Annotated in this window: 20 protein-coding genes and 2 tRNA genes; 11 read left to right on the forward strand and 11 right to left on the reverse strand. The window is 32.0% G+C overall.

The window, feature by feature from the left end; genetic code table 11:
- Positions 1–46: 46 nt before the first annotated feature.
- Positions 47–751: a queuosine precursor transporter gene (locus DIS18_RS06895; protein ID WP_109352260.1), complete on the reverse strand. Its 705-nt coding sequence runs from the start codon at positions 749–751 to the stop codon at positions 47–49.
- Between the two features lie 71 nt (positions 752–822).
- On the opposite strand from DIS18_RS06895, the gene folK reads away from it, so the two are divergent.
- Positions 823–1953: a 2-amino-4-hydroxy-6-hydroxymethyldihydropteridine diphosphokinase gene (folK, locus tag DIS18_RS06900; protein ID WP_109352261.1), complete on the forward strand. Its 1131-nt coding sequence runs from the start codon at positions 823–825 to the stop codon at positions 1951–1953.
- 128 nt (positions 1954–2081) lie between these two features.
- On the opposite strand, the gene DIS18_RS06905 is transcribed toward folK, so the two are convergent.
- The 4 genes from DIS18_RS06905 to DIS18_RS06920 all read right to left on the reverse strand — a co-directional run bounded on the left by DIS18_RS06905 (position 2082) and on the right by DIS18_RS06920 (position 4776).
- Entirely contained in the window at positions 2082–2582 is a 501-nt protein-coding gene (locus tag DIS18_RS06905; protein WP_146191808.1) for a hypothetical protein, read from the reverse strand.
- Between the two features lie 153 nt (positions 2583–2735).
- Complete coding sequence (locus DIS18_RS06910) at positions 2736–3353, reverse strand: class I SAM-dependent methyltransferase (RefSeq protein ID WP_109352263.1); 618 nt, start codon at positions 3351–3353, stop codon at positions 2736–2738.
- Positions 3354–3406: 53 nt separating this feature from the next.
- Complete coding sequence (locus DIS18_RS06915; protein ID WP_109352264.1) at positions 3407–4234, reverse strand: hypothetical protein; 828 nt, start codon at positions 4232–4234, stop codon at positions 3407–3409.
- 11 nt (positions 4235–4245) lie between these two features.
- Positions 4246–4776: an RNA methyltransferase gene (locus tag DIS18_RS06920; RefSeq protein ID WP_109352265.1), complete on the reverse strand. Its 531-nt coding sequence runs from the start codon at positions 4774–4776 to the stop codon at positions 4246–4248.
- A 209-nt stretch (positions 4777–4985) separates the two neighbouring features.
- On the opposite strand from DIS18_RS06920, the gene mutS reads away from it, so the two are divergent.
- From mutS to DIS18_RS06935, 3 genes are all read left to right on the forward strand, one after another.
- On the forward strand, positions 4986–7598 hold the full coding sequence (gene mutS / locus DIS18_RS06925; protein ID WP_109352266.1) for a DNA mismatch repair protein MutS: 2613 nt from the start codon (positions 4986–4988) through the stop codon (positions 7596–7598).
- A gap of 98 nt (positions 7599–7696) precedes the next feature.
- Positions 7697–7768, forward strand: a tRNA-Gly gene (locus tag DIS18_RS06930).
- 26 nt (positions 7769–7794) lie between these two features.
- Positions 7795–7878: transfer RNA gene (locus DIS18_RS06935), tRNA-Leu, on the forward strand.
- 111 nt (positions 7879–7989) lie between these two features.
- Here the strand turns inward: DIS18_RS06935 and DIS18_RS06940 are convergent.
- Positions 7990–8346, reverse strand: a complete 357-nt coding sequence (locus DIS18_RS06940) for a hypothetical protein (protein WP_109352267.1) — start codon at positions 8344–8346, stop codon at positions 7990–7992.
- A 99-nt stretch (positions 8347–8445) separates the two neighbouring features.
- Positions 8446–9681 (reverse strand): 3-deoxy-D-manno-octulosonic acid transferase, encoded by a 1236-nt coding sequence (locus tag DIS18_RS06945; RefSeq protein WP_109352268.1) that lies wholly within the window; start codon positions 9679–9681, stop codon positions 8446–8448.
- A 157-nt stretch (positions 9682–9838) separates the two neighbouring features.
- Between DIS18_RS06945 and DIS18_RS06950 the strand changes: the two genes are divergently transcribed.
- The 7 genes from DIS18_RS06950 (at position 9839) to DIS18_RS06980 (ending at position 19853) form a co-directional block, all read left to right on the forward strand.
- Positions 9839–10996, forward strand: a complete 1158-nt coding sequence (locus DIS18_RS06950; protein ID WP_109352269.1) for a DegT/DnrJ/EryC1/StrS family aminotransferase — start codon at positions 9839–9841, stop codon at positions 10994–10996.
- Positions 10989–12017 carry a UDP-glucose 4-epimerase GalE gene (gene galE, locus DIS18_RS06955; protein WP_109352270.1) on the forward strand — a complete coding sequence of 343 codons (1029 nt, stop codon included), beginning with the start codon at positions 10989–10991 and terminating at the stop codon, positions 12015–12017. Before DIS18_RS06950 ends, galE begins: the two co-directional genes overlap by 8 nt.
- A gap of 206 nt (positions 12018–12223) precedes the next feature.
- Positions 12224–13735 carry a helix-turn-helix domain-containing protein gene (locus DIS18_RS06960; protein WP_109352271.1) on the forward strand — a complete coding sequence of 504 codons (1512 nt, stop codon included), beginning with the start codon at positions 12224–12226 and terminating at the stop codon, positions 13733–13735.
- Positions 13736–13975: 240 nt separating this feature from the next.
- Positions 13976–17179 (forward strand): SusC/RagA family TonB-linked outer membrane protein, encoded by a 3204-nt coding sequence (locus DIS18_RS06965; RefSeq protein ID WP_109352272.1) that lies wholly within the window; start codon positions 13976–13978, stop codon positions 17177–17179.
- Between the two features lie 17 nt (positions 17180–17196).
- Entirely contained in the window at positions 17197–18660 is a 1464-nt protein-coding gene (locus DIS18_RS06970; RefSeq protein ID WP_109352273.1) for a SusD/RagB family nutrient-binding outer membrane lipoprotein, read from the forward strand.
- Between the two features lie 18 nt (positions 18661–18678).
- Positions 18679–19323 carry an immunoglobulin-like domain-containing protein gene (locus tag DIS18_RS06975; RefSeq protein ID WP_181363995.1) on the forward strand — a complete coding sequence of 215 codons (645 nt, stop codon included), beginning with the start codon at positions 18679–18681 and terminating at the stop codon, positions 19321–19323.
- 20 nt (positions 19324–19343) lie between these two features.
- Positions 19344–19853 (forward strand): lipid-binding protein, encoded by a 510-nt coding sequence (locus tag DIS18_RS06980; protein WP_109352275.1) that lies wholly within the window; start codon positions 19344–19346, stop codon positions 19851–19853.
- 62 nt (positions 19854–19915) lie between these two features.
- Here DIS18_RS06980 and lspA read toward each other — a convergent pair whose 3' ends face one another.
- The 4 genes from lspA to DIS18_RS07000 are packed head-to-tail and all read right to left on the reverse strand — an operon-like array spanning position 19916 to position 23565.
- Positions 19916–20434 (reverse strand): signal peptidase II, encoded by a 519-nt coding sequence (gene lspA, locus DIS18_RS06985; protein WP_109352276.1) that lies wholly within the window; start codon positions 20432–20434, stop codon positions 19916–19918.
- Positions 20435–21328 (reverse strand): ACP S-malonyltransferase, encoded by an 894-nt coding sequence (fabD, locus tag DIS18_RS06990; protein ID WP_109352277.1) that lies wholly within the window; start codon positions 21326–21328, stop codon positions 20435–20437. It abuts the gene before it with no gap.
- Positions 21329–21372: 44 nt separating this feature from the next.
- On the reverse strand, positions 21373–22929 hold the full coding sequence (locus tag DIS18_RS06995) for an NAD(P)/FAD-dependent oxidoreductase (RefSeq protein WP_109352278.1): 1557 nt from the start codon (positions 22927–22929) through the stop codon (positions 21373–21375).
- 39 nt (positions 22930–22968) lie between these two features.
- Positions 22969–23565, reverse strand: coding sequence for a hypothetical protein (locus tag DIS18_RS07000; RefSeq protein ID WP_109352279.1), 597 nt, complete (start codon positions 23563–23565; stop codon positions 22969–22971).
- Position 23566 lies beyond the last annotated feature (1 nt).

The raw sequence follows: 23566 nt of genomic DNA on the forward strand, positions 1-23566 counted from the left end.
AAAGATGAAATTCACTTTTTAATTAGTGTTAATTCTTTCAGAAATATTAAAGCAAATCAATTTCTTCATTCACTTTTAAATTGAATCGTTTTCTGAATAAATACACGCCTAAATATAGAAAAGGTGTGTCACAAGCGGCAACAATAACTTTAAATAGAAAACCGCTTATCAGAAGCCCTTGAAAACTACTCCAAGGTAAAACTTTAAAAGAGCAAAGTAAAAATACTACTGAAAAAGTGTCGACAAATTGCGATAACCAAGTTGAGAAATTATTTCTGAGCCACAAATGTTTTCCTTTAGTAAGTTGTTTCCAAAAATGATATATTCGAATATCTACAAACTGAGCAAATAAATAAGCAAACATACTTGCTCCAACAGCTAAAATGGTTCTTCCAAAGACATTTGAAAAAACATCATCTTTAATTGGAGAAGTCGTTAATGCTGGAACTATATCTGCTACATAAATAATTATAACTGAAAATATAGAAGCGAAAATCCCAACTACAACAACATCATTAGCACGCTTTTTACCATAAATTTCACTTATTAAATCAGTGATTAGGAATGTAATAGGGTAAGGTAAAATACCGACTGAAATCTCAAAAAGCTTACTTCCAAAAATCTCTACATCAAAAGGATACCAATAAAAGAATTTCTGGAAAATAAGATTTGAAACCACCAATGATGTAATGAATAAACCTCCTAAAAGGAAGTAAATGCGTTGGGCAGTTAGCTTGTCTTTTAATGTCATTTACAATTGTGAATAAATAGCTTCTGTAAATATAACCCAATTCCGTTTACTTTTTATTATTTTGCTCTTCTATGACAAAACCTAAAACGTTTCATATTGCATTAGGTAGTAACAAAGGTGATAAGTTGAAGAACTTACAAGGTGCCGTTGATGCTATTTATAAACGTATTGGAAATATAAAGTTGATTTCTAAGATTTATAAATCGCCTGCTTTTGGTTTTGAAGGAGAGGACTTTTTTAATTGCTGCTTGGTTTTGGAAAGTTATTTAAAACCACAAAACGTATTAAAAACACTATTAAAAATTGAAACGGACTTAGGAAGAGCTCGAACTAAATCAAAAGGATATGAAGCTCGAACCATAGATTTAGATATTGTTTTTGCTGAAGATGCAATCATCAATAGAAAAACGCTACAAGTACCGCATCCAGAAATGAGTAAGCGTAAGTTTGTATTGTTACCACTTAACGATATTGCTTCAAAAGTGATGCATCCAAAATTGGATAAAGAAGTGTATGTTTTGTTAGAAGAATGTAAAGATGATTCTGTGTTAGAACCTATAAAAATTTGGCTAAAAAACCCAAGTAAACAATACGATTTTTCAAAATTCAATTACATCGCTATAGAAGGGAATATTGGAGCTGGAAAAACCAGTTTAGCAACTAAAATTTCAAATGATTTTAATGCGAAATTAATTTTAGAACGCTTTGCAGATAATCCATTTTTACCTAAGTTTTATGAAGACGCTAATAGATATGCATTTACTTTAGAGATGAGTTTTTTAGCAGATCGTTACCAACAAATTTCGGACGATTTATCGCAACTTGACTTATTTAAAGATTTTATTGTGAGTGATTATGATGTGTTTAAATCGCTTATTTTTTCTAAAATTACTTTACAAGACGATGAATTTAAGCTTTACAGAAAGCTATTCTATTTAATGTATAAAGATATAGCGAAGCCTGAATTATACATTTATTTATACCAAAATACCGAGCGTTTACAACAAAATATTAAAAAACGCGGACGCGATTATGAGCAAAATATTGCTGATGACTACTTAGAAAAAATTAATACGGGATATCTAGAATTTTTGAAAACACAAAAAGATTTTAACGTTAAAATTATTGATGTTTCTGATAGAGACTTTGTTGAAAATCGTGAAGATTATTTGTGGGTTTTATCTGAAATTTGTAGGGATTAACTTGGGGGTTACGCTTATCGGTTATGTATAAGAATAGTTGCGGATTTGCGTGCGAGGAATTTCCGAAGGAAATTCAGATGTAGCAAATACGCAACTACCTTTGTTTTAGCAGTAAATCGCAATTATTTTTATACGATGTTAGGCACAGTTATTATTTCAATTTTCTTTTTTATTGTTCGGTCATTATGAGTTTCCCAAGTGCAATATTCAGTCAAATTTTCATTCAATCCGATTATAAAATATCGACTTCCAGAAAACCAAGTTTCGGTTTTTTCGGTTTCGAGCCATTTCCGCAAAAGTGGAATTCCGATTTCAATTAGAAACTTTTTAACCTGCTTGTTTTTTCCGCTTTCTATTGCTTTTAAATTGATTGTCCATTTATCTAAATTCTTTGAATAATTTACAGATATAATTCTCCAAAAATTCAATAGGTCCTTAGATTCTCCTTTCATAGTACGACCAGACCATCCTGGAACAAAAAGTCCCATTCTGTGTCCTTTTTCTTTGTCAAATGAAATAGACAGTTCATCATACAATTCAATTCCGCTCAACAATTCCGAAACTTGCTTTGTTCCGATTGAGTGAGTAAATCCGCTTATTGGTTTCGATTTGTAACTTGTCTTTATCAATGTTGCTCTAATTGTGCCTAACTTTAAGATATGGTTGCGTTATAATTAACTATATCGTTAGATAAGCGAAGTTAGATTTTTTTAAGTTTAGAATCAAGTTAAATTGTACAGAAAAACTTTCAAAATACTGCTGTAATTGCTGTATAAGTTAGCTTAAAACACTTTAAATAATGTTGTAACAATTTGTCCATTCCCATTTTTCAAAATATGTTCATCAATTCTTTTCTGTTCTTTAATTTTAAAATTGAAAGGTGGTTCTAATATATCAACACCGCTATTTTGTTTTAACCGAATGCCTTGACCAGAAATGATGTCTTTGTTTGGAGTAAAATAACCAAAAGGGATATGCTCCGTTAGAATTACATATTTATAATTCTTTAATTTTTTCACAACACTTAGTATTTCTGTATTGGATAAATGCTGTAAAACTTGTCTCAGGATTATACAATCTGCAGCTGGTAATTCATCTTTTACAATGTCTAAGCAATGAAACTCTAGATTGTCTTCTTTATATAGTTTTTTGTTTCTTTCAATAAGTGTTTCAACAATATCAATAGCAATATATTTTTTGGAGTATTTAGTTAGATGTTTACCAATATTAAAATCACCGGAACCTAAATCGCAAACGGTAATGGGCTCACTAAAAGATTCTAAAAAAGAAATAACTTGTTTTAAATAAGGATTTATGATTTCTGGATTATGAGAGCCTTCACCAGAATAAAAATCAAATTCTTTTCCGCCCCAAAGATTCATGTCATAAATCTGGGTCATAACATCTTTGGTTGGCCAAGGTTTTTTAGTTTTTTTATTAATATTAAAGTTTTTTATTCGTCTTTTGTGTTATGCGTTTTCAACCATTCTTCACCATCTTTATCAATAAAGAAATCCATCCAAACATAATACATTTTATTATCTGCTTTTACACTTACAGAATGGCTAGATCCAAGTGGAATATGAAGCAATGAGTATTCTGGAAAATTAATTTGTGCATTATCTGCATAAACAATGGTTTGATTATCAGTAAGTCCTAAAAATAATTGCTCTAACATTGCATGTTCATGCGCGCCAACTTTATCTGGTCCAATAGTTTTAACAGTTCCCATTGCTACTCTTGGAATGTACTTATTTGGTAGAATAGTTCTACTTGTTGTTTGTGGGCTTTTTATTGGTTCTGTATAAGATTTACAGTCTGTAAACTTCTTAAAATAAATATTATTTATATTTTCTTTTGGAAACGTTTTTATGTCTTGTTTATCTAATTCTGTTTGTAAAACAGAAATTTTAATATAATCAAGTGTATTATTTTCATGAGGTTTAAAGGAAATGTCCTTGACTGTATTCGGAAGCATAATAGTTTCTGGAACAATATCGTATGTTTTTTCACCAGATAATAGTGTGCCGTAACCCTTTATAAATAAATAAATGGTTTTGTGCGCATTATCAACTTCTACCTTTTTTGTAATATCATTAGAAATTGTAATATGTTCGCTAGTTACACCTTCAATTTCGTTGTTTAAAATGGTTTTCTTTTTTTCTTTTTGGTTTGTTTTTAATTCCATTGAAAGAAATTCAATTGGGATTTCTTGTTTTTTTTCACAAGCAATGGTTATTAGCGAAGCTGTAAAAAGTAGAAATAGATATCGTAGTTTCATAATTAAAATATTTAATGATTTAATTTACTAAATAAATCCCATGTTACAACGCCACAACTTACAGAAATATTCAAAGAGTGTTTAGTTCCAAATTGTGGAATTTCTATAATCACATCACTTGCTGAAACTACTTCTTGTGAAACACCTTTTACCTCATTCCCAAAAATTAAAGCATATTTAGTATCTGGTTCTACTTTAAAATCGTTGAGCATAGTGGCGTTTTCGGCTTGTTCAATAGAACACACTTTAACGTTTTTAGTTTGCAAATGTTTAACCAAATCTAGAGTATTTTCAACATGCTCCCAATCAACAGTATCTGTGCTTCCTAATGCTGTTTTATGGATGTCTTTATGTGGTGGTTTTGCTGTGATGCCACAGAGATAAATTTTTTCAATTAAAAAAGCATCACTTGTTCTAAATACCGAACCAATGTTGTTTAAACTTCTAATATTATCAAGAATTATTATAATTGGCGTTTTTTTTGCGTCCTTAAATCCTTCAATACTTAATCTGTCTAATTCGCTATTTTTAAGTTTTCTCACTTTATTAATTTTTATGTCATGCTGAGCGCAGTCGAAGTATCTTTATTCTCAAGATTCTTTATTTTATTCTGAATGACAAGATAAATATTGTTGAAATCTCGTTCTAATTGTAGATAACTTATAGAAAATCAAGTTCAAAAAACATGAAATTAATAGTACATTGCATGCTACAATTTTGTCAAAAGTAATACTTAAAAATTAAACTTCCATTGGCTAAAAAAGCAAAAAAAGTAACACCGTTAATGAAACAATATAATGCCATCAAGGTTAAATATCCTGATGCGTTATTGTTGTTCCGTGTGGGCGATTTTTATGAAACTTTTGGCAGCGATGCGGTTAAAGCTGCTGGTATTTTAGGTATTATTTTAACCAAACGTGGGGCAGGAAGCGAAAGTGAAACTGAATTGGCAGGATTTCCACACCACTCGTTAAATACCTATTTACCAAAGTTGGTTAAAGCTGGAGAACGTGTTGCAATTTGCGACCAGTTGGAAGATCCTAAACAAACTAAAACCATTGTTAAACGTGGTGTAACTGAGTTGGTAACTCCTGGTGTTGCTTTAAATGATGAGGTTTTAGTTTCCAAATCGAATAATTTTTTATGTTCAGTTTATTTTGATAAAAAATATATAGGGATATCTTTTTTAGATATTTCAACTGGAGAGTTTTTAACCTCTCAAGGAAATGCTGAGTATATTGATAAGTTACTTCAAAACTTTAGCCCAAGTGAAGTATTGGTGTCTAAGCAAAAGCGCACACTTTTCAATGATACTTTTGGTGATGATTTCCATACGTTTTATTTGGAAGACTGGGTTTATCAAACCGATTATGCATATGAAACTTTAACCAAACATTTTGACACAAAAACATTAAAAGGTTTTGGTGTAGAAGATTTATATGAAGGTATTATTGCTTCAGGTTCTATTCTTCACTATTTAGGGGAAACACAGCATCATAAATTACAGCACATAACTTCTATTTCTAGAATTTCTGAGGATGACTATGTGTGGATGGATAAATTCACAATTAGGAATTTAGAGCTTTACAATTCTACAAATAATAATGCAGTTACACTTTTAAATGTTATTGATAAAACCATTTCGCCAATGGGTGGAAGGTTGTTAAAACGCTGGTTGGCACTACCTTTAAAAAACGTTAAAAAAATAAAGCAACGTCATGAAGTGGTTAGTTTCTTAACTAAGGAAAATACCGTGCTTCAAAAGATTCAAAATCATATTAAGCATATTGGTGATTTAGAACGTTTAATTTCAAAAACAGCAACAGGCAAGGTAAATCCTCGTGAGGTTATTCAGCTTAAAAATTCTTTAGAAGCTATTGTTCCTATTAAGTCATTGGCTTCAAATTGCAATAACGAATCACTCAAAATTATTGGTGATACCCTTCAAAATTGTGATGTGCTTCGTGAGAAAATAAAAGAAACTTTAAACGAAGAAGCACCAGTAAATGTGCTTAAAGGAAATAGTATTGCGGCTGGTTTTTCTTCAGAATTAGATGAATTAAGAGGGTTATCTAAATCTGGAAAAGATTATCTCGATAATATGTTAGAAAGAGAAAGTGAGCGTACTGGTATTACGTCTCTTAAAATTGCTTCTAACAATGTGTTCGGGTATTATATAGAAGTACGAAATGCGCATAAAGATAAGGTTCCTGAAGAATGGATACGTAAACAGACTTTAGTTAATGCTGAGCGTTATATTACAGAAGAGCTTAAAGAATACGAAGCCAAAATCTTAGGCGCTGAAGATAGAATTCAAGCTATAGAGCAACAACTGTTTGCAGAATTAGTAAGCTGGTTAAATCAATATATAAAACCAGTACAACAAAATGCTTATTTAGTTGGTCAGATTGATTGTCTGTGTGGTTTTGCTCAATTGGCAAAAGATAATAAATACATTTATCCAACAATTGATGATTCTTTTGATTTAGAAATAAAAGATGGTCGCCATCCAGTCATTGAAAAGCAATTACCAATTGGAGAAGCATATATTGCTAATGATGTATTTTTAGACAGAACAAGTCAACAAATTATTATGATTACTGGACCAAATATGTCTGGTAAATCAGCTATTTTGCGTCAAACAGCTTTAATAGTTCTACTGGCTCAAATAGGAAGTTTTGTGCCAGCCAAAGAAGCTAGAATTGGATTGGTTGATAAAATATTTACTAGAGTTGGAGCCAGTGATAATATATCTATGGGTGAATCTACCTTTATGGTTGAGATGAATGAAACTGCTTCTATTTTGAATAATATTTCTGATAGAAGTTTAGTGTTGTTGGATGAAATTGGGCGTGGAACAAGTACCTATGATGGGATTTCCATTGCTTGGGCAATCAGTGAATATTTACATGAACATCCTGCAAAACCAAAAACATTGTTTGCCACCCATTATCATGAGCTTAATGAAATGAGTGAAACGTTTGGGCGCATAAAAAACTTTAATGTGTCTGTAAAAGAGTTAAAAGATAATGTGCTATTCTTAAGAAAACTAGTTGAAGGTGGTAGTGCGCATAGTTTTGGTATTCACGTTGCTAAAATGGCTGGTATGCCACAGCAAGTATTACGACGTGCAAATAAGATTCTAGAGAAGTTAGAAAAATCACATTCTAGTGAAGAGCTTACTGATAAAGTGAAATCCTTAAATGATGAGATGCAATTGAGTTTTTTCAATCTTGATGATCCACTTCTTGAAAATATCAAAGATGAAATATTACATACTGATATTGATACACTTACACCAGTAGAAGCGCTTATGAAATTGAATGAAATTAAGCGTATGTTGGTTAAGAAAAAACAAGCCTAAAAATATTTTTATTTATTTTAGGAAAAGGCTTTGCAATTCCTAGAAATATTTTAAATTTGCATCCGCAATAGCAATATTGTACGTTCATTAAAATGACTGCGAAAGTAGCTCAGGGGTAGAGCATCACCTTGCCAAGGTGGGGGTCGCGGGTTCAAATCCCGTCTTTCGCTCTGAAACTTTCTTAAAATATACCAATGCTGAAGTGGTGGAATTGGTAGACACGTTGGACTTAAAATCCAATGTCCATTAGGACGTACGGGTTCAAGTCCCGTCTTCAGTACTAAAGCCTTATCAAAATTTTGATAAGGCTTTTTTTATATCTAAAATTTAAATTTTAAGTACAAAAAAACCGCCAGAAAGGCGGTTTTTAATCTTTAAAGAATAATCTCAATTAGTGACCAGTCTTTAATTTATCTGCTTCTTTTTTAACTGCATCAGCAGCTTTGTCTACAGTTTCTCCTGCAGCATCTACAGCAGAATCAACAGCTTCTCCAGCTTTATCTGCAGCGTTTTCTACAGCATCACCTGCAGCATCTACGGCAGAATCAACAGCGTCACCTGCAGCATCTACAGCGTTTTCAACAGCATCACCAGTTGCTTCAGCAGCATTTTCTACAGCATCACCTGCAGCTTCAGCAGCATTCTCAACAGCTTCTTCTACTGAATCCGCTTTTTTTGTGTCTCTACAAGATGTGAAACTTAAACTTAAAGCTAACAATAAGATTGAACTTAATACTAATTTTTTCATCGGTTTTTGTTTTAGTGTTAATTATTTTTTAGTCAATGCCAATTTAATGACTTTTTATCAGAATTACGAATTTTATATAATTCTTAGATTAAAACATACCTATATACGTAGATAATCGAGTATTTGGACGACGGATCCACGATTATTTTCTATAAATACTTTGTTTTTAGACCCAATTTCTTCAGATAAGTCACTATTCTTAATCAATTTATTGAGTAACTCATCAAATTGAGTTTGACTTGAAATAGAGAACATACCACCATTTTTAATCAAAGCTTCAGCCTCAGGAAATTTATGATGGTTTGGGCCAATAATAATTGGAACACCAAATACAGCAGGCTCTAGAGTATTATGCAATCCAGTATTTCCCATTGCTCCTCCGACATAAGTAATATCTGCATAACTATAAATTTTCGAAAGTATTCCAATAGTGTCAATTATAAAAACATCTTTATCAGACAATTGATTTTTGTCTTTTTCAGAAAATAAAACACTTTTTTTATTTATTTTTTCTTGAAAGCTTTTTAACTGAGAAGATTTAATATTATGAGGAGCTATTATAAATTTTACATTTTTTGATGATGCTGAGTTAATAAAATTTATAAACAAAGCTTCGTCTTCTGGCCATGTACTTCCTGCTACAACACATATTTTGTTGTTTTTGAACTCTTTTATAAAATCTAAATTATTATCTAACTTTAATTGACTGAAAACACGATCAAAACGTGTGTCTCCTGAAACGGTAACTTGGTTGTAATTTATGGATTCAAGTAATTTCTTTGAAATATCATTTTGAGTAAAAATATGTTCAAAAGCAAACAGTGCTTTCCTAAAAGGTGTGTTGTAACTTTTAAAATAAAGTTGATTTTTTCTAAATGAAGCAGAAATGAGTATTGCCTTTAATTGTCTTCGTTTTAATTCGATTAAAAAATTTGGCCAAATATCATACTTAACAAAAATGGTAAGTTCTGGGTTCACAATATTAAAAAATCTTTTCGCATTGGTTTTGGTATCTAAAGAGAGATAAACAACCACATCAGCAACTGGTGAATTTTTTCTAATTTCATATCCTGATGGAGAAAAAAAACTAAGTACTATTTTATGATTTTTATAGTGTTTTCGTAGTTCCGAAAAAACAGGGAAACCTTGCTCATATTCACCTAAAGATGCACAATGAAACCAGAGCGTTTTGTCATGTTTGGCTATATTTCTTTTTAGAATATTAAAAGACGCTCTCCTGCCATCAACGCCTTTTTTTAGTTTTTGGTTAAATAAACCTCCAAGCTTTAAAGCAAAACTACTTAAGTATATTACTATGTTATAAAAAAAGTGCAATATTATTTCTTTTAATGCTAAAATACATTTCTTTAAAATAAATTCATTGGTTAACGACTATCATTTTTGTAATTTTGTTATTGGCTAGTCTATTTGGATTAGCCAATAAAATTAGTCTTTTATTATACTTTAAAATACAGGCTACAATTTTTTTTAGATGAAAAAAATTCAAATGGTTGACCTTAAAGGTCAGTATAGCGATATAAAAGATATCGTTAATTCTTCTATCCAAGAAGTAATTGAAAATACAGCATTTATAAATGGACCTAAAGTTCATGAATTTCAAGAGCATTTGGAAGAATACTTGGGTGTAAAGCACGTTATTCCTTGTGGAAATGGAACTGACGCTTTACAAATAGCTATGATGGGGTTAGGTTTAAAACCTGGAGATGAAGTTATTACTGCTGATTTTACTTTTGCGGCTACTGTTGAAGTTATAGCATTACTTAATTTAACACCTGTGTTAGTTGATGTAAATGAAGATGATTTCAATATTAACATTGAAGCGGTGAAAAAAGCGATTACTCCAAAAACTAAGGCTATTGTTCCTGTGCATTTATTTGGACAATGTGCTGATATGGAGGCTATTATGAAAATAGCTAAAGAGCATAATCTATTTGTTATTGAAGATAATGCACAAGCCATTGGTGCTAATTACACCTACAGTGATGGTACTAAAGTAAAAGCAGGAACTATTGGTGATGTTGGGGCAACATCATTTTTTCCATCTAAAAATTTAGGTTGTTATGGTGATGGTGGAGCTATTTTTACAAATGATGACGATTTAGCACATACTATCAGAGGTATAGTAAATCATGGTATGTATGAACGGTACCATCATGATGTTGTTGGTGTAAATTCTAGATTAGATAGTATTCAAGCGGCAGTTTTAGATGCTAAATTACCCCGATTAGACAGTTATAACAAAGCAAGACAAACTGCTGCAAAAAAGTATAGTACAGCTTTAGAAGGTATAGTGAGTATTACAACACCAAAAACGGTTAGTAAAAGTTGTGATGGTATTTGTGATGCTTGTGATTGTCATGTATTTCATCAATATACATTAAGAATAAAAGGTATAGATAGAGATGCTTTAGTAAAATATTTAAATGATAATGGTATCCCTTGTGGTGTTTATTATCCAATTCCTTTACATAAACAAAAAGCATATCAAGATTCTAGATATAACGAAGCGGATTTTAAAGTTACAAATCAATTAGTTAAAGATGTAATTTCATTACCTATGCACACAGAGTTAGATGATGAACAAATAGGATATATTACATCAACAATTATAAAATTTGTTAATGGTTAAAATATTAGTCACAGGAGGGTTAGGCTTTATTGGCTCACACACAGTAGTAGAGTTGCAAAATGAAGGCTACGAAGTTGTTATTATAGATGATTTGTCAAATTCTTCAGAAAAAGTATTAGATGGAATTACTGCTATTACAGGGAAAACACCACTTTTCGAAAAATTAGATTTAAAAGATAAAGCTGGTGTTGAAGCTTTTTTTGCGAAACACAGTGATGTAAAAGGTGTTATCCATTTTGCTGCTAGTAAAGCTGTTGGTGAGAGTGTAAAAGAACCATTGTTATATTATGAAAACAATATTTCAACTTTGGTTTATATTCTTAAAGAATTAAAGAAGTTGCCTTCTGCTGCTTTTATTTTTAGTTCGTCTTGTACAGTTTATGGACAAGCTGATGAGTTGCCAATTACTGAGAACGCTCCAGTAAAACAGGCTGAATCTCCTTATGGGAATACAAAACAAATTGGAGAAGAGATTATCCAAGATACTTGCAAGGTAGTACCAACTTTAAAAGCTATTGCATTACGTTACTTCAATCCAATTGGTGCGCATGAGTCAGTTGAAATTGGAGAATTGCCTATTGGTGTACCACAAAATTTAGTGCCATTTATTACTCAGACGGCAATAGGACTACGTCAAGAATTATCAGTTTTTGGAGATGATTATCCAACTCCTGATGGAACTTGTATCCGTGATTATATTCATGTTGTTGATCTAGCTAAAGCTCACGTTATTGCTTTAGGTAGATTATTACAAGGTAAAAATAAATCAAACTACGAGACTTTTAACCTAGGAACAGGAAAAGGAAGTTCGGTTTTAGAAGTAGTTAAATCTTTTGAGAAAGTTTCAGGAAAAAGCTTAAATTATAAAATTGTTGATAGAAGAGAAGGGGATATTATCTCAGCTTATGCTGATACTAACAAAGCCAATGACGAATTAGGATGGAAAACAAAATTATCACTCGATGACGCTATGAGTTCTGCATGGAAATGGGAACAGAAAGTAAGATTTAACGAATATTAATATTATGTTTTTTTTAATTTAAGGTCGCTATTTTAGTGGCCTTTTTTTGTTGAATGAACACCAATTTATGGTTTTCATTTTTCTTTATTTTAAGGTGTATTATTATCGGGATTTACCTTTTTAAGAAAGTTTTAAGACTAATAAGGAACTTTATGTCTAATTTCATTTTAAGTTAGTCTTAACATTTTAAAGCAACTAACCTGCCGATGTCTATCACCTTTAGAATATTGTATTTAGTTTATCTGTTTGCTATTCCAATTGGAGTAAATGCTATTGAAATACCTATGCAATCTATTCAAATTGATAGTTTAATTAAAGAGAAGAATATTAATAGTGATATGACTCAGCTAGAGTTGTTAATTTTATATAGTGATGCTCTTGAAGGAAAGCCCAAAGATTCAATTCAAATTTTCAAGCATTTAGCAATTCTTAACGCAGATTTAGATCAACCTAAAGATGCTTATGTTTTTACGGAAAAATATATTTCAAATACTTTAGATATTTCTATTCTTGATAATGGTGCATATAGTTTTATTGAGTATTCAGATGAATATAAAAAATTAGAAAATAAATATTTGCCAAAAATAGATACACTTTCCTTTCTGTATTTTTATGTTGCTTTAATTGGATTCTTTTTTACTATAATATTGAATTTTACAAAAAATGGAAATAGAAAAGCTAAAATATTTATTGGATGTTTTATTGGTGCACATTCATTATTTATTTTGGACTTTGTTATATTCTCTTCTAATTTTCAATTTAGATTTCCACATGCTTATCGTATGTCATCATCTATAGCTTTATTATTAGGGCCTTTATTGTATTTTTATTTTAAGAGTGTCACTCAAAACTTTAAGTTTAAAAAAAATGATTTAGTTCATTTTATACCTACACTTGTTCTTATTCTGTCATTGATTCCTGTCTACAATCAAACAGCATTGGATAAAATAGGATTAATGCTTCAATCTACAAATACTCAGAAAAGTTATGATTATATAATTTTTGTTTTAAAAACAATTTCACTTGTATTTTATGCATTTTGTATTTGGAAGCTACAATTTTCCGATAAAACTATTAAAAGCATTAATCACAATTCAATATTTTCTTGGTCTAAATCACTGTTTAGGATTCATATAGCTTATGTTATTTCTTATTTATTATATGGTATATCTGCATATGTAGTTTTTAGTAGTTTTTCTAGTTTTATCTATCATTTTCAAATAGGTGCTATGTCTATTATGGTCATTTATATTGCTTATATGGCATATGTTCAACCAAATATTTTTAATAACGAAAGTCTATCTTTAAAAGAACGTTTGTTTTCTGAAAAATATAAAAAATCTGGATTGACAGAAGCTCTGTCAAAAGAACTTAAAGGAAATTTAATAAAACTTTTAGTTGAAGATAAAGTATATAAACAAAGCGATATTAATCTTGAAACACTATCAGAAAAATTAAACACAACACGACATAATACTTCACAAATAATTAATGAGCATTTTAATATGAATTTTTTTGAACTAATTAATAAATTTAGAATTAAAGAAGCTAAAAGGTTACTCGAAGACGATGCTCATGGAAATCTTAATATTATTGATGTAGCATATGAGGTTGGTTACAACAATAAAGTAACATTTAATAAAGCTTTTAAAAAAGAAACATCACAAACACCTTCAAGTTTTATTCACGCTAAAATTAAAAGCAATTCCTTGAGGTAAATATCAAGGAAACTATTGTCGGAAAGGTAAAGTATTATAAGTTTTGCCTAGTATCACTCACATTATAACTTTTTTTACTCTGCAATTGTTAAAGGTAGGTAGTATAAGGACTTTACTTACTTTAGAATCCTCTAAACTTTTTTTCAAAGAGTAAAGTATAATTTTTTGAATTAGTCACTTAAAAAAATCTTTGCTGCCTCCTTTTTTCAATCTGCAAAGACTAACTCAAATATTTATAAAATGAAAAAAAAGTTTAGTAGATTGTTGACGCTAATATTGGCGTTAACTGTGCAACTAACATTTGCACAAGGAAAGACTATTTCTGGTACAGTTACTGATAATAGTGGTTTACCACTGCCAGGAGCAACAGTCTTAGTAAAAGGCACTTCTTCTGGTGCCTCTACAGATTTCGATGGTAAATTTTCAATTCAAGCTAATCAAGGGGATGCTCTTGTTTTTAGCTATGTTGGTTATTCTACCCAAGAAGTTGTTGTTGGCTCATCAGCCACAATTGATGTGAAACTACTTGAAGATGCACAAGCATTACAAGAAGTTGTAGTAACTGCTTTTGGAAAGAAAAAGCAAAAACGATCGCTTGGTTATGCTGCCACAGCAATTCAAGGTGATCAATTAACAGAAGTTGCCACACTTAACCCCTTTGAAAGTTTATCTGGTAAAGTTGCAGGTTTAGATATTACTGCACCTAATCAACCAGGAGCTTCAACAAAGGTTATTTTAAGAGGGTATAGCTCTTTAAGTGGTAATGGTCCGTTATATGTAATTGACGGAACACCTATTTCATCAGGGTCCAATTCTGGTAACACAGGAACTGGTTTGGCAACAGACGTTAATAGGTCTTTTGATGGAGGAACAAATATTAATGATTTAGATGCAAATGCCATTGCTAGTATCAATGTTCTTAAAGGTGGTGCTGCAACTGCACTTTATGGTTCAAGAGCTAATAATGGTGCAATCATTATAACTACTAAAAAAGGTAGAAGCGGTAAAGTTAAAGTGGAAATGAATAGTTCTATCGATTTTTTAGAGGTTGCTAGAATACCACATTTGCAACAACGTTGGGGACAAGGTTGGAATGGTGTAGATTTCTCAGGACTTCCAGCTGGAGGTACAGGAGCTACCAATGAGAATGGATCTTGGGGCCCACTTTTTAATGGTGAATTACGAGTTTGGGGACAAATTGTTGACAATGCGCAACAAATTAAACCTTATTCAAACTTAGAAGACAATATAAAGGATGTTTACGATATTGGAAATTCGTATACAAACTCATTTAGAATAAGTGGAGGAAATGATAAAAATGATTTCTCGCTATTGTTTACACGAGTTGATACTGATGGTATTATTCCAACTGATGCTGATGCTCTTAATAGAAATACATTAACATTAAACAGTGGTATATCTGGAGAAAGATTTAGATTGAGAGTCAATGCTAATTATGCTCAAACTAGACAGAATGCTGTAAATACAGGGCAAGGAGATAATGCTGGTGAGGGAGAGTCGTTTATGCAAGAGTTGATTCAGATACCAAGAGGTGTCAGTGCTATAGATCTTCAAGATTATACTAATAACCCTTATAATAATAATGATAATTTTTATACCCCATATTCAAGAAACCCATATTGGGTTCTTAATGAAAACGCAACTAATTTAACAAGAGAACGTTTTTACGGGAACATTAATTTTTCATATGATATTACTGACAACTTAGTCGGGACATTTCAAACAGGGGCTGATATTTTAAACAGAGGTCGTCATAGCCATGGAGCAGTAGTTAATTATACACCAGGATCTCCAAATGCTCTTTTAGGTGCTACGGCTAATGTTGGTGGAGTTACAGAAACGACAAATCAGTTAAAGCGTTATGAATCTTTTTTAACTTTTGATTATAATACTCAATTAGGAGAAGATTTTGGTTTGGAGGCTTCTTTAGGAGGTTCTCATGCTAACTCGACAGCTAGTAGTTTATTTGTTTCTATTACTAATTTAGATATTCCTAATTTTTATGAAATTTCTAACTCAGCGGTATTACCAACAACAGCTCAAAATGATTCAAAATCGTTACTATACTCAGTATTTAGTTCAGCCACATTATCATTTAAAGAAAGGTTTTATTTGAATTTAACTGCAAGAAACGAATGGACTTCTACACTTGCAATAGGTAATAATTCCTTTTTCTATCCATCGGCAAATATAAGTGCTATTGTAATGGATAATGGTAAGCATTTCTTAAAAGCACGTGGTGGTTTTGCATCAACAGCTAAAGGTGCTGGATTGTATCTAACAGAGAGTTCTGCAACACCTGCCGTTTCTGGAGCCTATTTCGGACAAATTTCATTTCCTTTTAATGGGCTGAATTCTTTTGAAATAGGAAGAATATTAGGAAACGCTGATATTGAACCAGAATTTACTGATGAGTTTGAAATAGGATTAGAAGGACGATTCTTTAATAATAGAATTACTGCAGATTTAGCAGTATATAGCAAAAAGACTGATGGGGCTATTATTGGTTTATTATTACCTAATTCAACAGGTTATGGTTCTATTACTGGTAACTTCATGGATATTGAGAATAAAGGTGTTGAAGTAGCACTTGGATTTGTGCCTATACGAACAGATGATTTTAGTTGGAATATTGACTATACTTTTACTAAAAATGAAAACGAAGTTACAGGATTGCCAACTGGACTAGATGAGATCTTAATCAATGGTTCTTTTGGAGTTAACTTTTATGCTGAAAAGGGTCAACCTTTAGGTGTATTTAAAGCAAGAACGCCACAAACGAATGCTGATGGACAAGTTGTTGTAGATCCTAATACGGGTATCCCACTCCAAACAACTGATGAACAAACTCTGGGAAATTCTCAGCGTGATTTTGTAATGGGGCTTCAGAATACAATTAAATATAAGAATTTCAGATTATCATTTGCTTTTGATTGGAAAGAGGGTGGCTTAATGTACTCTTATACTTCTAGACTTCTTGGATTTACTGGTAACTCTATTGCTACAACCTATAATGATAGAAATACATTTATTGTTCCTAATTCTGTAAATGATAACGGAGATGGTACATATTCAGAAAACACAACACCAATTACTTTTGGTAATGTTACTGGATTCTACAGTGCCAGTAACAATCCAAGTACAGAAGCAGAAAATCATGTTATCGATAAATCTTTTATTCGTTTAAGAGATATGTCTTTATCCTATAATTTCCCACAAAGTATAATAGGTAAAACTGGACTTAACAGTTTATCATTAAGCTTATATGGAAGAAATTTATTCTTATGGACACCTGATGATAATCCATACGTAGATCCAGAAGTTACCTCTTTTGGTGGGAACGATTTAGCTACCGAATTTGGAGAATTTGCAGCAAACCCAGCTCAAAGAACTTACGGGATGGCTCTTAAAATGTCATTTTAATACTAAAAAAATATACGATGAAAAAAATAATATTAATATTAATTGGATTTGGAATATTATTCTCTTGTGATTCACAATTGGATATAAATAGAGATCCAGATAATTTAACACCTGCACAGTTAGCTTTTGAGGTAGAATTACCTGGGAGTATTACTGCTGTTGCTGGTGTACAAGGAGCAAATTGGGCATTAATAGGAGGAATATGGGCGCAAATGTGGTCACAAAGCCCTGGTTCTAGTCAATACAGAGTTGTTGATAGTTATGCCTTAGGAACCACTGATGGAATTTCTACTGGTGGATGGAATGCAGCATATGATGGTTTATTAGATATAAGAAACATTAAAAAGAAAGCATTAGCTGCTGAAAATTGGAACTATTATTTAATAGCAACAACTTTAGAAGTATATGTGTCGCAAATGCTGACTGATTGGTATGGAGATATTCCTTATTCTGAAGCTAATGATCCAGCTATATTTCAGCCAAATTTTGATGATGCTCAAAGTGTATATGATTTAATGATAACTGATCTTGATGATGCATTAGGAAGAAATTTAGCTTCATCACAAGGAAGTACGCCTGGAATTGACGATTTAGTTTTTGGAGGTGATATGTCTGGATGGACAAAGTTTGCAAATACTTTAAAACTAAAACTGTTTTTACGTCAAACGGAAGCTAGACCTTCAGTTGCACAAGCTGGAATTACAGCTATGATAAACACAGGTGTTCAGTTTCTTGATCTTGATGCGTCAGTAACAGGATTTACAGATGCGCCTAACATTAGTAACCCTTTGTATGAGTCTGATAAAAGGCAATTAAATACATCTTTAAACTTAAGAGCAAGTACAACCATGCATTCTTATTTAACGGATAATTTAGACCCTAGAAGGGATTTATTTTACACATCAGGTAACCCAGTAGATCAGGGAGATTTTAATAACCCTGCAGGGCCAAATACTTTTGCTGTATCAATATTAAGCCCTACTACTCCTGTTTATTTTATAAGTCATGAAGAGAGTTTGTTAATGCAAGCAGAGGCCATGGAACGTTATAATAGTGGTACAGGAGCTAAGGCATTATATGATGCTGCAGTTTCAGAAAACTTTAATAAATGGGGGTTAGATGGTTCTACTTTTGTAGCTGCTTCTGGTGCTTATGAATATCCTTCTGGAACTTTTGATGAAAATTTAACATCAATAATCACCCAAAAATGGGTTGCAAGTTATCCTGGAAATGGAGCTGAGGCTTTCTTTGAATGGCAACGAACTGGAATTCCTGCAACTTCTGCAGTAACACAATCTGAACCAGCAGGTTCGGGATCTCGAAATCCTGCATATGTTTCAGGTGAGTTTGCAGTGTCTTTAAATGGTGTGTTAGGTGCTGGTTTTCCACAACGTTTATTATATCCTAATGGAGAAACAGCAAGGAACTTAAATGCGCCAGATGTAGTACCTATTACAACTGCAATATGGTGGAATCAATAATAAAAAATGATAAGAATTATGAAAAATATATTTAAAAGTATACTATGTCTATTTGTTGTATTCCTAAGCTCATGTGATACAGATTCTACAGGAGATATTAGTGATACTACTGATTATGCAGTAATAGAAATGAATGGTAGCGACGAAGTGATTATAAACCAAGGAGATGCTTGGACAGACCCTAGCGCAAATGTAACCTTGGCAGGAGCACCATATCCTTTTGAAACCAGTACAGTTGTAGATCCTAATGTCCCAGGAGTATATTATATTACTTACTCTGCTGTGAATGATTTAGGTTTTTCTGCATCAGCTACTAGAACTGTTGTTGTAGTTTCAACAGCTCCAAGTATTTATAATTTTGAAGGAAACTGGACTAGATTACCAACTAGTGGAACTAGAAAAGGGGTTTGTACTCAAATTTCTGACAGATATTATACTTATGATAACGCTGGAGGAGTTGCTGGAGTTAATCAACTTACAGTCACATTTATAAATGTTGATGACTCAGTAATTTATATTCCATTTGTAGAGAATGCTTCACCTAGTGGTTTATCAGTGAGAAGCTTTCAACCAGGAACTATAACTGATGGTGACAACTTTAGTTGGAGTTTATCAGCAAGTGGTTTTTATGGAACCTTTACTAGAAATTTTACAAGAGAATAAAAATTTTAATTTAGATAATTATGAAAAATATAAATATATATAGAACTGTTTTAGTTTTATTTACGATAAGTCTGTTTTTCTCATGTGATGAAGGAGGAGAACCAGATCCAGGAGGGACTAATGTTCAAGATATTGCTGGAGATTGGTGGGCTGTAGCATTAAATCCTGGTGGAGCTACAACCGCATTTGGTGGAGATTATGTACAGTTTAGTACATATAATACAGCAGCAAATGACAATACATTTTGGGTAGATGACCACAATAACTGGATGCAGTTAAAAGCCAGAGTTACTTTGAACGCTGATAGATTAACGTTTCAAAGTGAACCAAATACACCAGAATTATATACTGATGAAACGGTAACAATTACTAACGGATTAATTACTAGAGATGTTTTTACAACAGAAAGTAATACCCTTGTTGATCAAATCACTTTTAATGCAGAATTTAGTTGGGATCCAGGAACAGTTTATGAATATGTTGGACATTTCAGAACAGGTTTCTTAGAAGATGAAAACCCACACTTTTAAGTTTAAATTAACCAACTAATTTATATAAATAAAAAGGTCGCTAATTAATTAGCGACCTTTTTTTATGATTCTTTAGTTTTCTTTTTATTTTTAAAACTCATAAATATTAGTATAATCATTCCAGTAGTAACTGATAAATCTGCTAGATTAAAAATTCCAGTTCTAAAAACACCACCTAAATCTATAAATAAGAAATCGGTAACTTTTCCAAAGACTATTCTATCAAAAACATTGGCAATTCCACCACCAATAATACTAGCAAAGGCAAAAAGGGACCAATTGTCTAAAGATTTATCTTTAAAAATATGACGAAGTACAAAACCTAAAACAAGAATAGGTAAAGCGAGTAATAAAAGGATTCTAAGAGTAGGATTCAAATCACTTCCCATACCTAGAAAAGCACCAGTATTTTCAACATTCATCATTACAAAAGCATCACCTATTAATGGAATGCGTTCACCTGGGTTAATGTCTGTTCTAAGTGTAATATTTTCTCGAACAATAACTTTGGAAATTTGATCAACCGCTATAGTTAAAACAATAACTAGAATGATGAATAGGGAGCGTTTATTAAGTTTCATTTAGCTATTAGTTTCAAGAGTTGCAGAAGCAGTTTCAGATGCTCTGTTAATCTTTTTCACTAAACCTTGTAAAACTTTACCAGGACCCACTTCTGTAAATAATGTAGCGCCATCTGTAATCATTTGTTGTACAGATTGCGTCCAACGTACAGGAGCTGTTAATTGAGAAATAAGATTTGTTTTTATCTCAGCGTCATCAATTACAGCATTGGCAGTTACATTTTGATAAATTGGGCAGTTTGGTTTGTTAAATGTTGTGTTTTCAATAGCAGCAGCTAATTCTTCACGAGCTGGTTCCATTAAAGGTGAGTGAAATGCACCACCAACAGGTAAAACTAAAGCTCTACGAGCACCTTCTTCCTTTAAAGATTCACAGGCTGTATTTATAGCATCAATTTCACCAGAAATCACTAGCTGTCCAGGGCAATTGTAATTTGCAGCAACTACAATACCTTCAGTTGTTGCACATATTTTTTCAACAATATCATCTTCAAGTCCTAAAACTGCAGCCATAGTACTAGGTTGTATTTCGCAAGCTTTTTGCATTGCTGTAGCACGTTGAGATACTAATTTTAAACCATCTTCAAATGTTAAAGCACCATTTGCTACTAATGCAGATAATTCTCCAAGAGAATGTCCCGCAACCATATCTGGTTGAAAACTCTCACCTAAAGTTTTTGCTAAAATTACAGAGTGTAAAAATATAGCGGGTTGCGTTACTTTAGTTTGTTTTAGGTCTTCAGCAGAACCTTCAAACATGGTATCTGTAATGTTGAAACCTAAAATATCATTAGCTGACTCAAATAGTTCTTGTGCTAATGGTGAGTTTTCGTAAAGGTCTAAACCCATTCCTGAGAATTGAGCACCTTGACCTGGAAATATATATGCTTTCATACTAGTTTAATTTTTGTGCTGCAAAAATAGAAATAAAATTATAACTATACTGTTTTACTTGCCGCTTCTGCACAACGTTCTCCATCCATTGCTGCTGATATGATACCACCGGCATAACCTCCACCTTCACCACAAGGAAACAAATTAGATATTTGAGGATGTTGCAATTGTTCGTTTCTTGGAATAGAAACTGGGGATGAGGTTCTAGATTCCACACCAACTATATTAGCTTGTTCAGTATAATAACCTTTCATTTTTTTACCAAAAGCTTCAAAGCCTTTTCTAAGTCTACCACCAATAAATTTGGGTAATAAGGAATGCAATGGTGCAGATTTTAAACCTGGTTGATAGGAAGTGTCATTTAATTCTGGTGATAACCTACCCTCAACAAAATCGGTTAGTCGTTGTGCGGGAGCTACTTGACTTCTGCCTCCAGATGTGAATGCTAAACGTTCTAAATTCTTTTGATATTCGAGTCCTTTTAAGGGACCGAATTTTTCGTATTTGGGCAAGTCGGTATCGACATTAATTTCTACAACAATACCCGAATTGGCATACAAATTATTTCGTTTTGAAGGAGACATACCATTTACAACTACCTCTCCATTGGCTGTTGCTGCAGGCACAATAAACCCGCCGGGGCACATGCAAAAGGAGTAAACACCTCGGTCTTTTACCTGTTGTACTAAACCATAAGAAGCCGCAGGAAGTAATTCGTGTCGCTCGCCAGAACAATGATATTGAATAGAATCGATAATATGTTGCGGATGCTCAACACGAACGCCCATGGCAAAGGATTTTGCTTCAATAACAATGTCTTTTTTATTAAGTAAATGAAAAATGTCTCGAGCCGAATGTCCTGTTGCTAAAATGACGTTTTCAACAGGCATTTCTTCGCCATTTTTAAATTGGATTGCTGTTATTTTATTATGCTTTATAATGAAATCTGTAACACGAGTTTCAAAATGAATTTCACCACCAAATTTAAGAATGGTTTCACGGATATTCTGAACCACTTTTGGTAACTTATTTGTGCCAATATGGGGGTGCGCATCTACTAAAATCTGATCGGTTGCGCCATGATATACCAAATTTTCGAAAATACGACGCACATCGCCACGTTTTAAACTTCTTGTATATAGCTTGCCATCACTGTAAGTTCCTGCGCCACCTTCGCCAAAACAATAATTAGAATCTTCGTTTACAAAATGATCTTGATTGATGGCTTTTAAATCTCTACGACGGTCTTGAACATTTTTACCACGCTCTAAAACAATGGGTTTAAAACCAAGTTCTATACAGCGTAAGGCAGCATACATGCCTGCAGGACCAAAACCAATAATATGGATGGGTTTAGCTTTAGAAACGTCTTTATATTCAAAGGTGTATGCTGAGTTTTCTGGAACAGGTTCTTTAATATAAACCGCTACTTTGTAATTTAAAATAATTTTAGGTTTCCTTGCATCAATAGACTTTCTGAGTACTTTTATTCCAATAATATCTTTTCTATGAATATCTAGTTTTATGGCAGACTTTAAAACTAAAATATTAGGCTGTTCTTCCTCTTTAAGTGTAATACGAAGTTGTATTTCTTTTTGCATTTAATGAAATTAAGATTAAAAGTGAATAAATATTTTTATTTAATCTACAGATGAATCTAAAACACCTAAAATGTCTGTAAGTCCAAAATAAATATAAACTTCTCTATTCGGTTTTATAAGAAGATGATTGATTTCATAATCTGAATCTTTGAAAAATAAATTTTCTAGTAAGTTGTAATTATCCAAATAAATATGGTTTGCTTTGTCTTCTTCTATTCCAGAAGTTTTAGTACCTACAAGATATGCCTGATATTTGTGCGAATTACGTTTAATCCATTGCCAGTATTTTTTGTACTCAGAATCTTTATTAATTTTATTGTTGTTTTTTCTATAAAGATGAATCATTGTTTTATTTTCAATATTGAAATCTTTGCCAATAATTTTCTTTAAAAAGGTATTAATTTGAGTATGACTAACTGAATCTATTTTAGTAATTTTTTTACGTAAATAACTACTTTTAATTATTGCGGTATCGTTTTCTATTGTTTTAATTATAACTTTTTTCTTAGCTAGAGATTTAAACTGTTTTTTAGAGATTTTTTTGTTTTCAAAATAAAAATAAATTGGTTTTTTATTTTGTTGACTATAACTAACTAGGGTTATGAAAATTATTAAAATTCTTATGGCTTGTTTCATA

Source organism: Algibacter marinivivus (assembly GCF_003143755.1).
GTDB classification, from domain to species: Bacteria; Bacteroidota; Bacteroidia; order Flavobacteriales; family Flavobacteriaceae; genus Algibacter_B; species Algibacter_B marinivivus.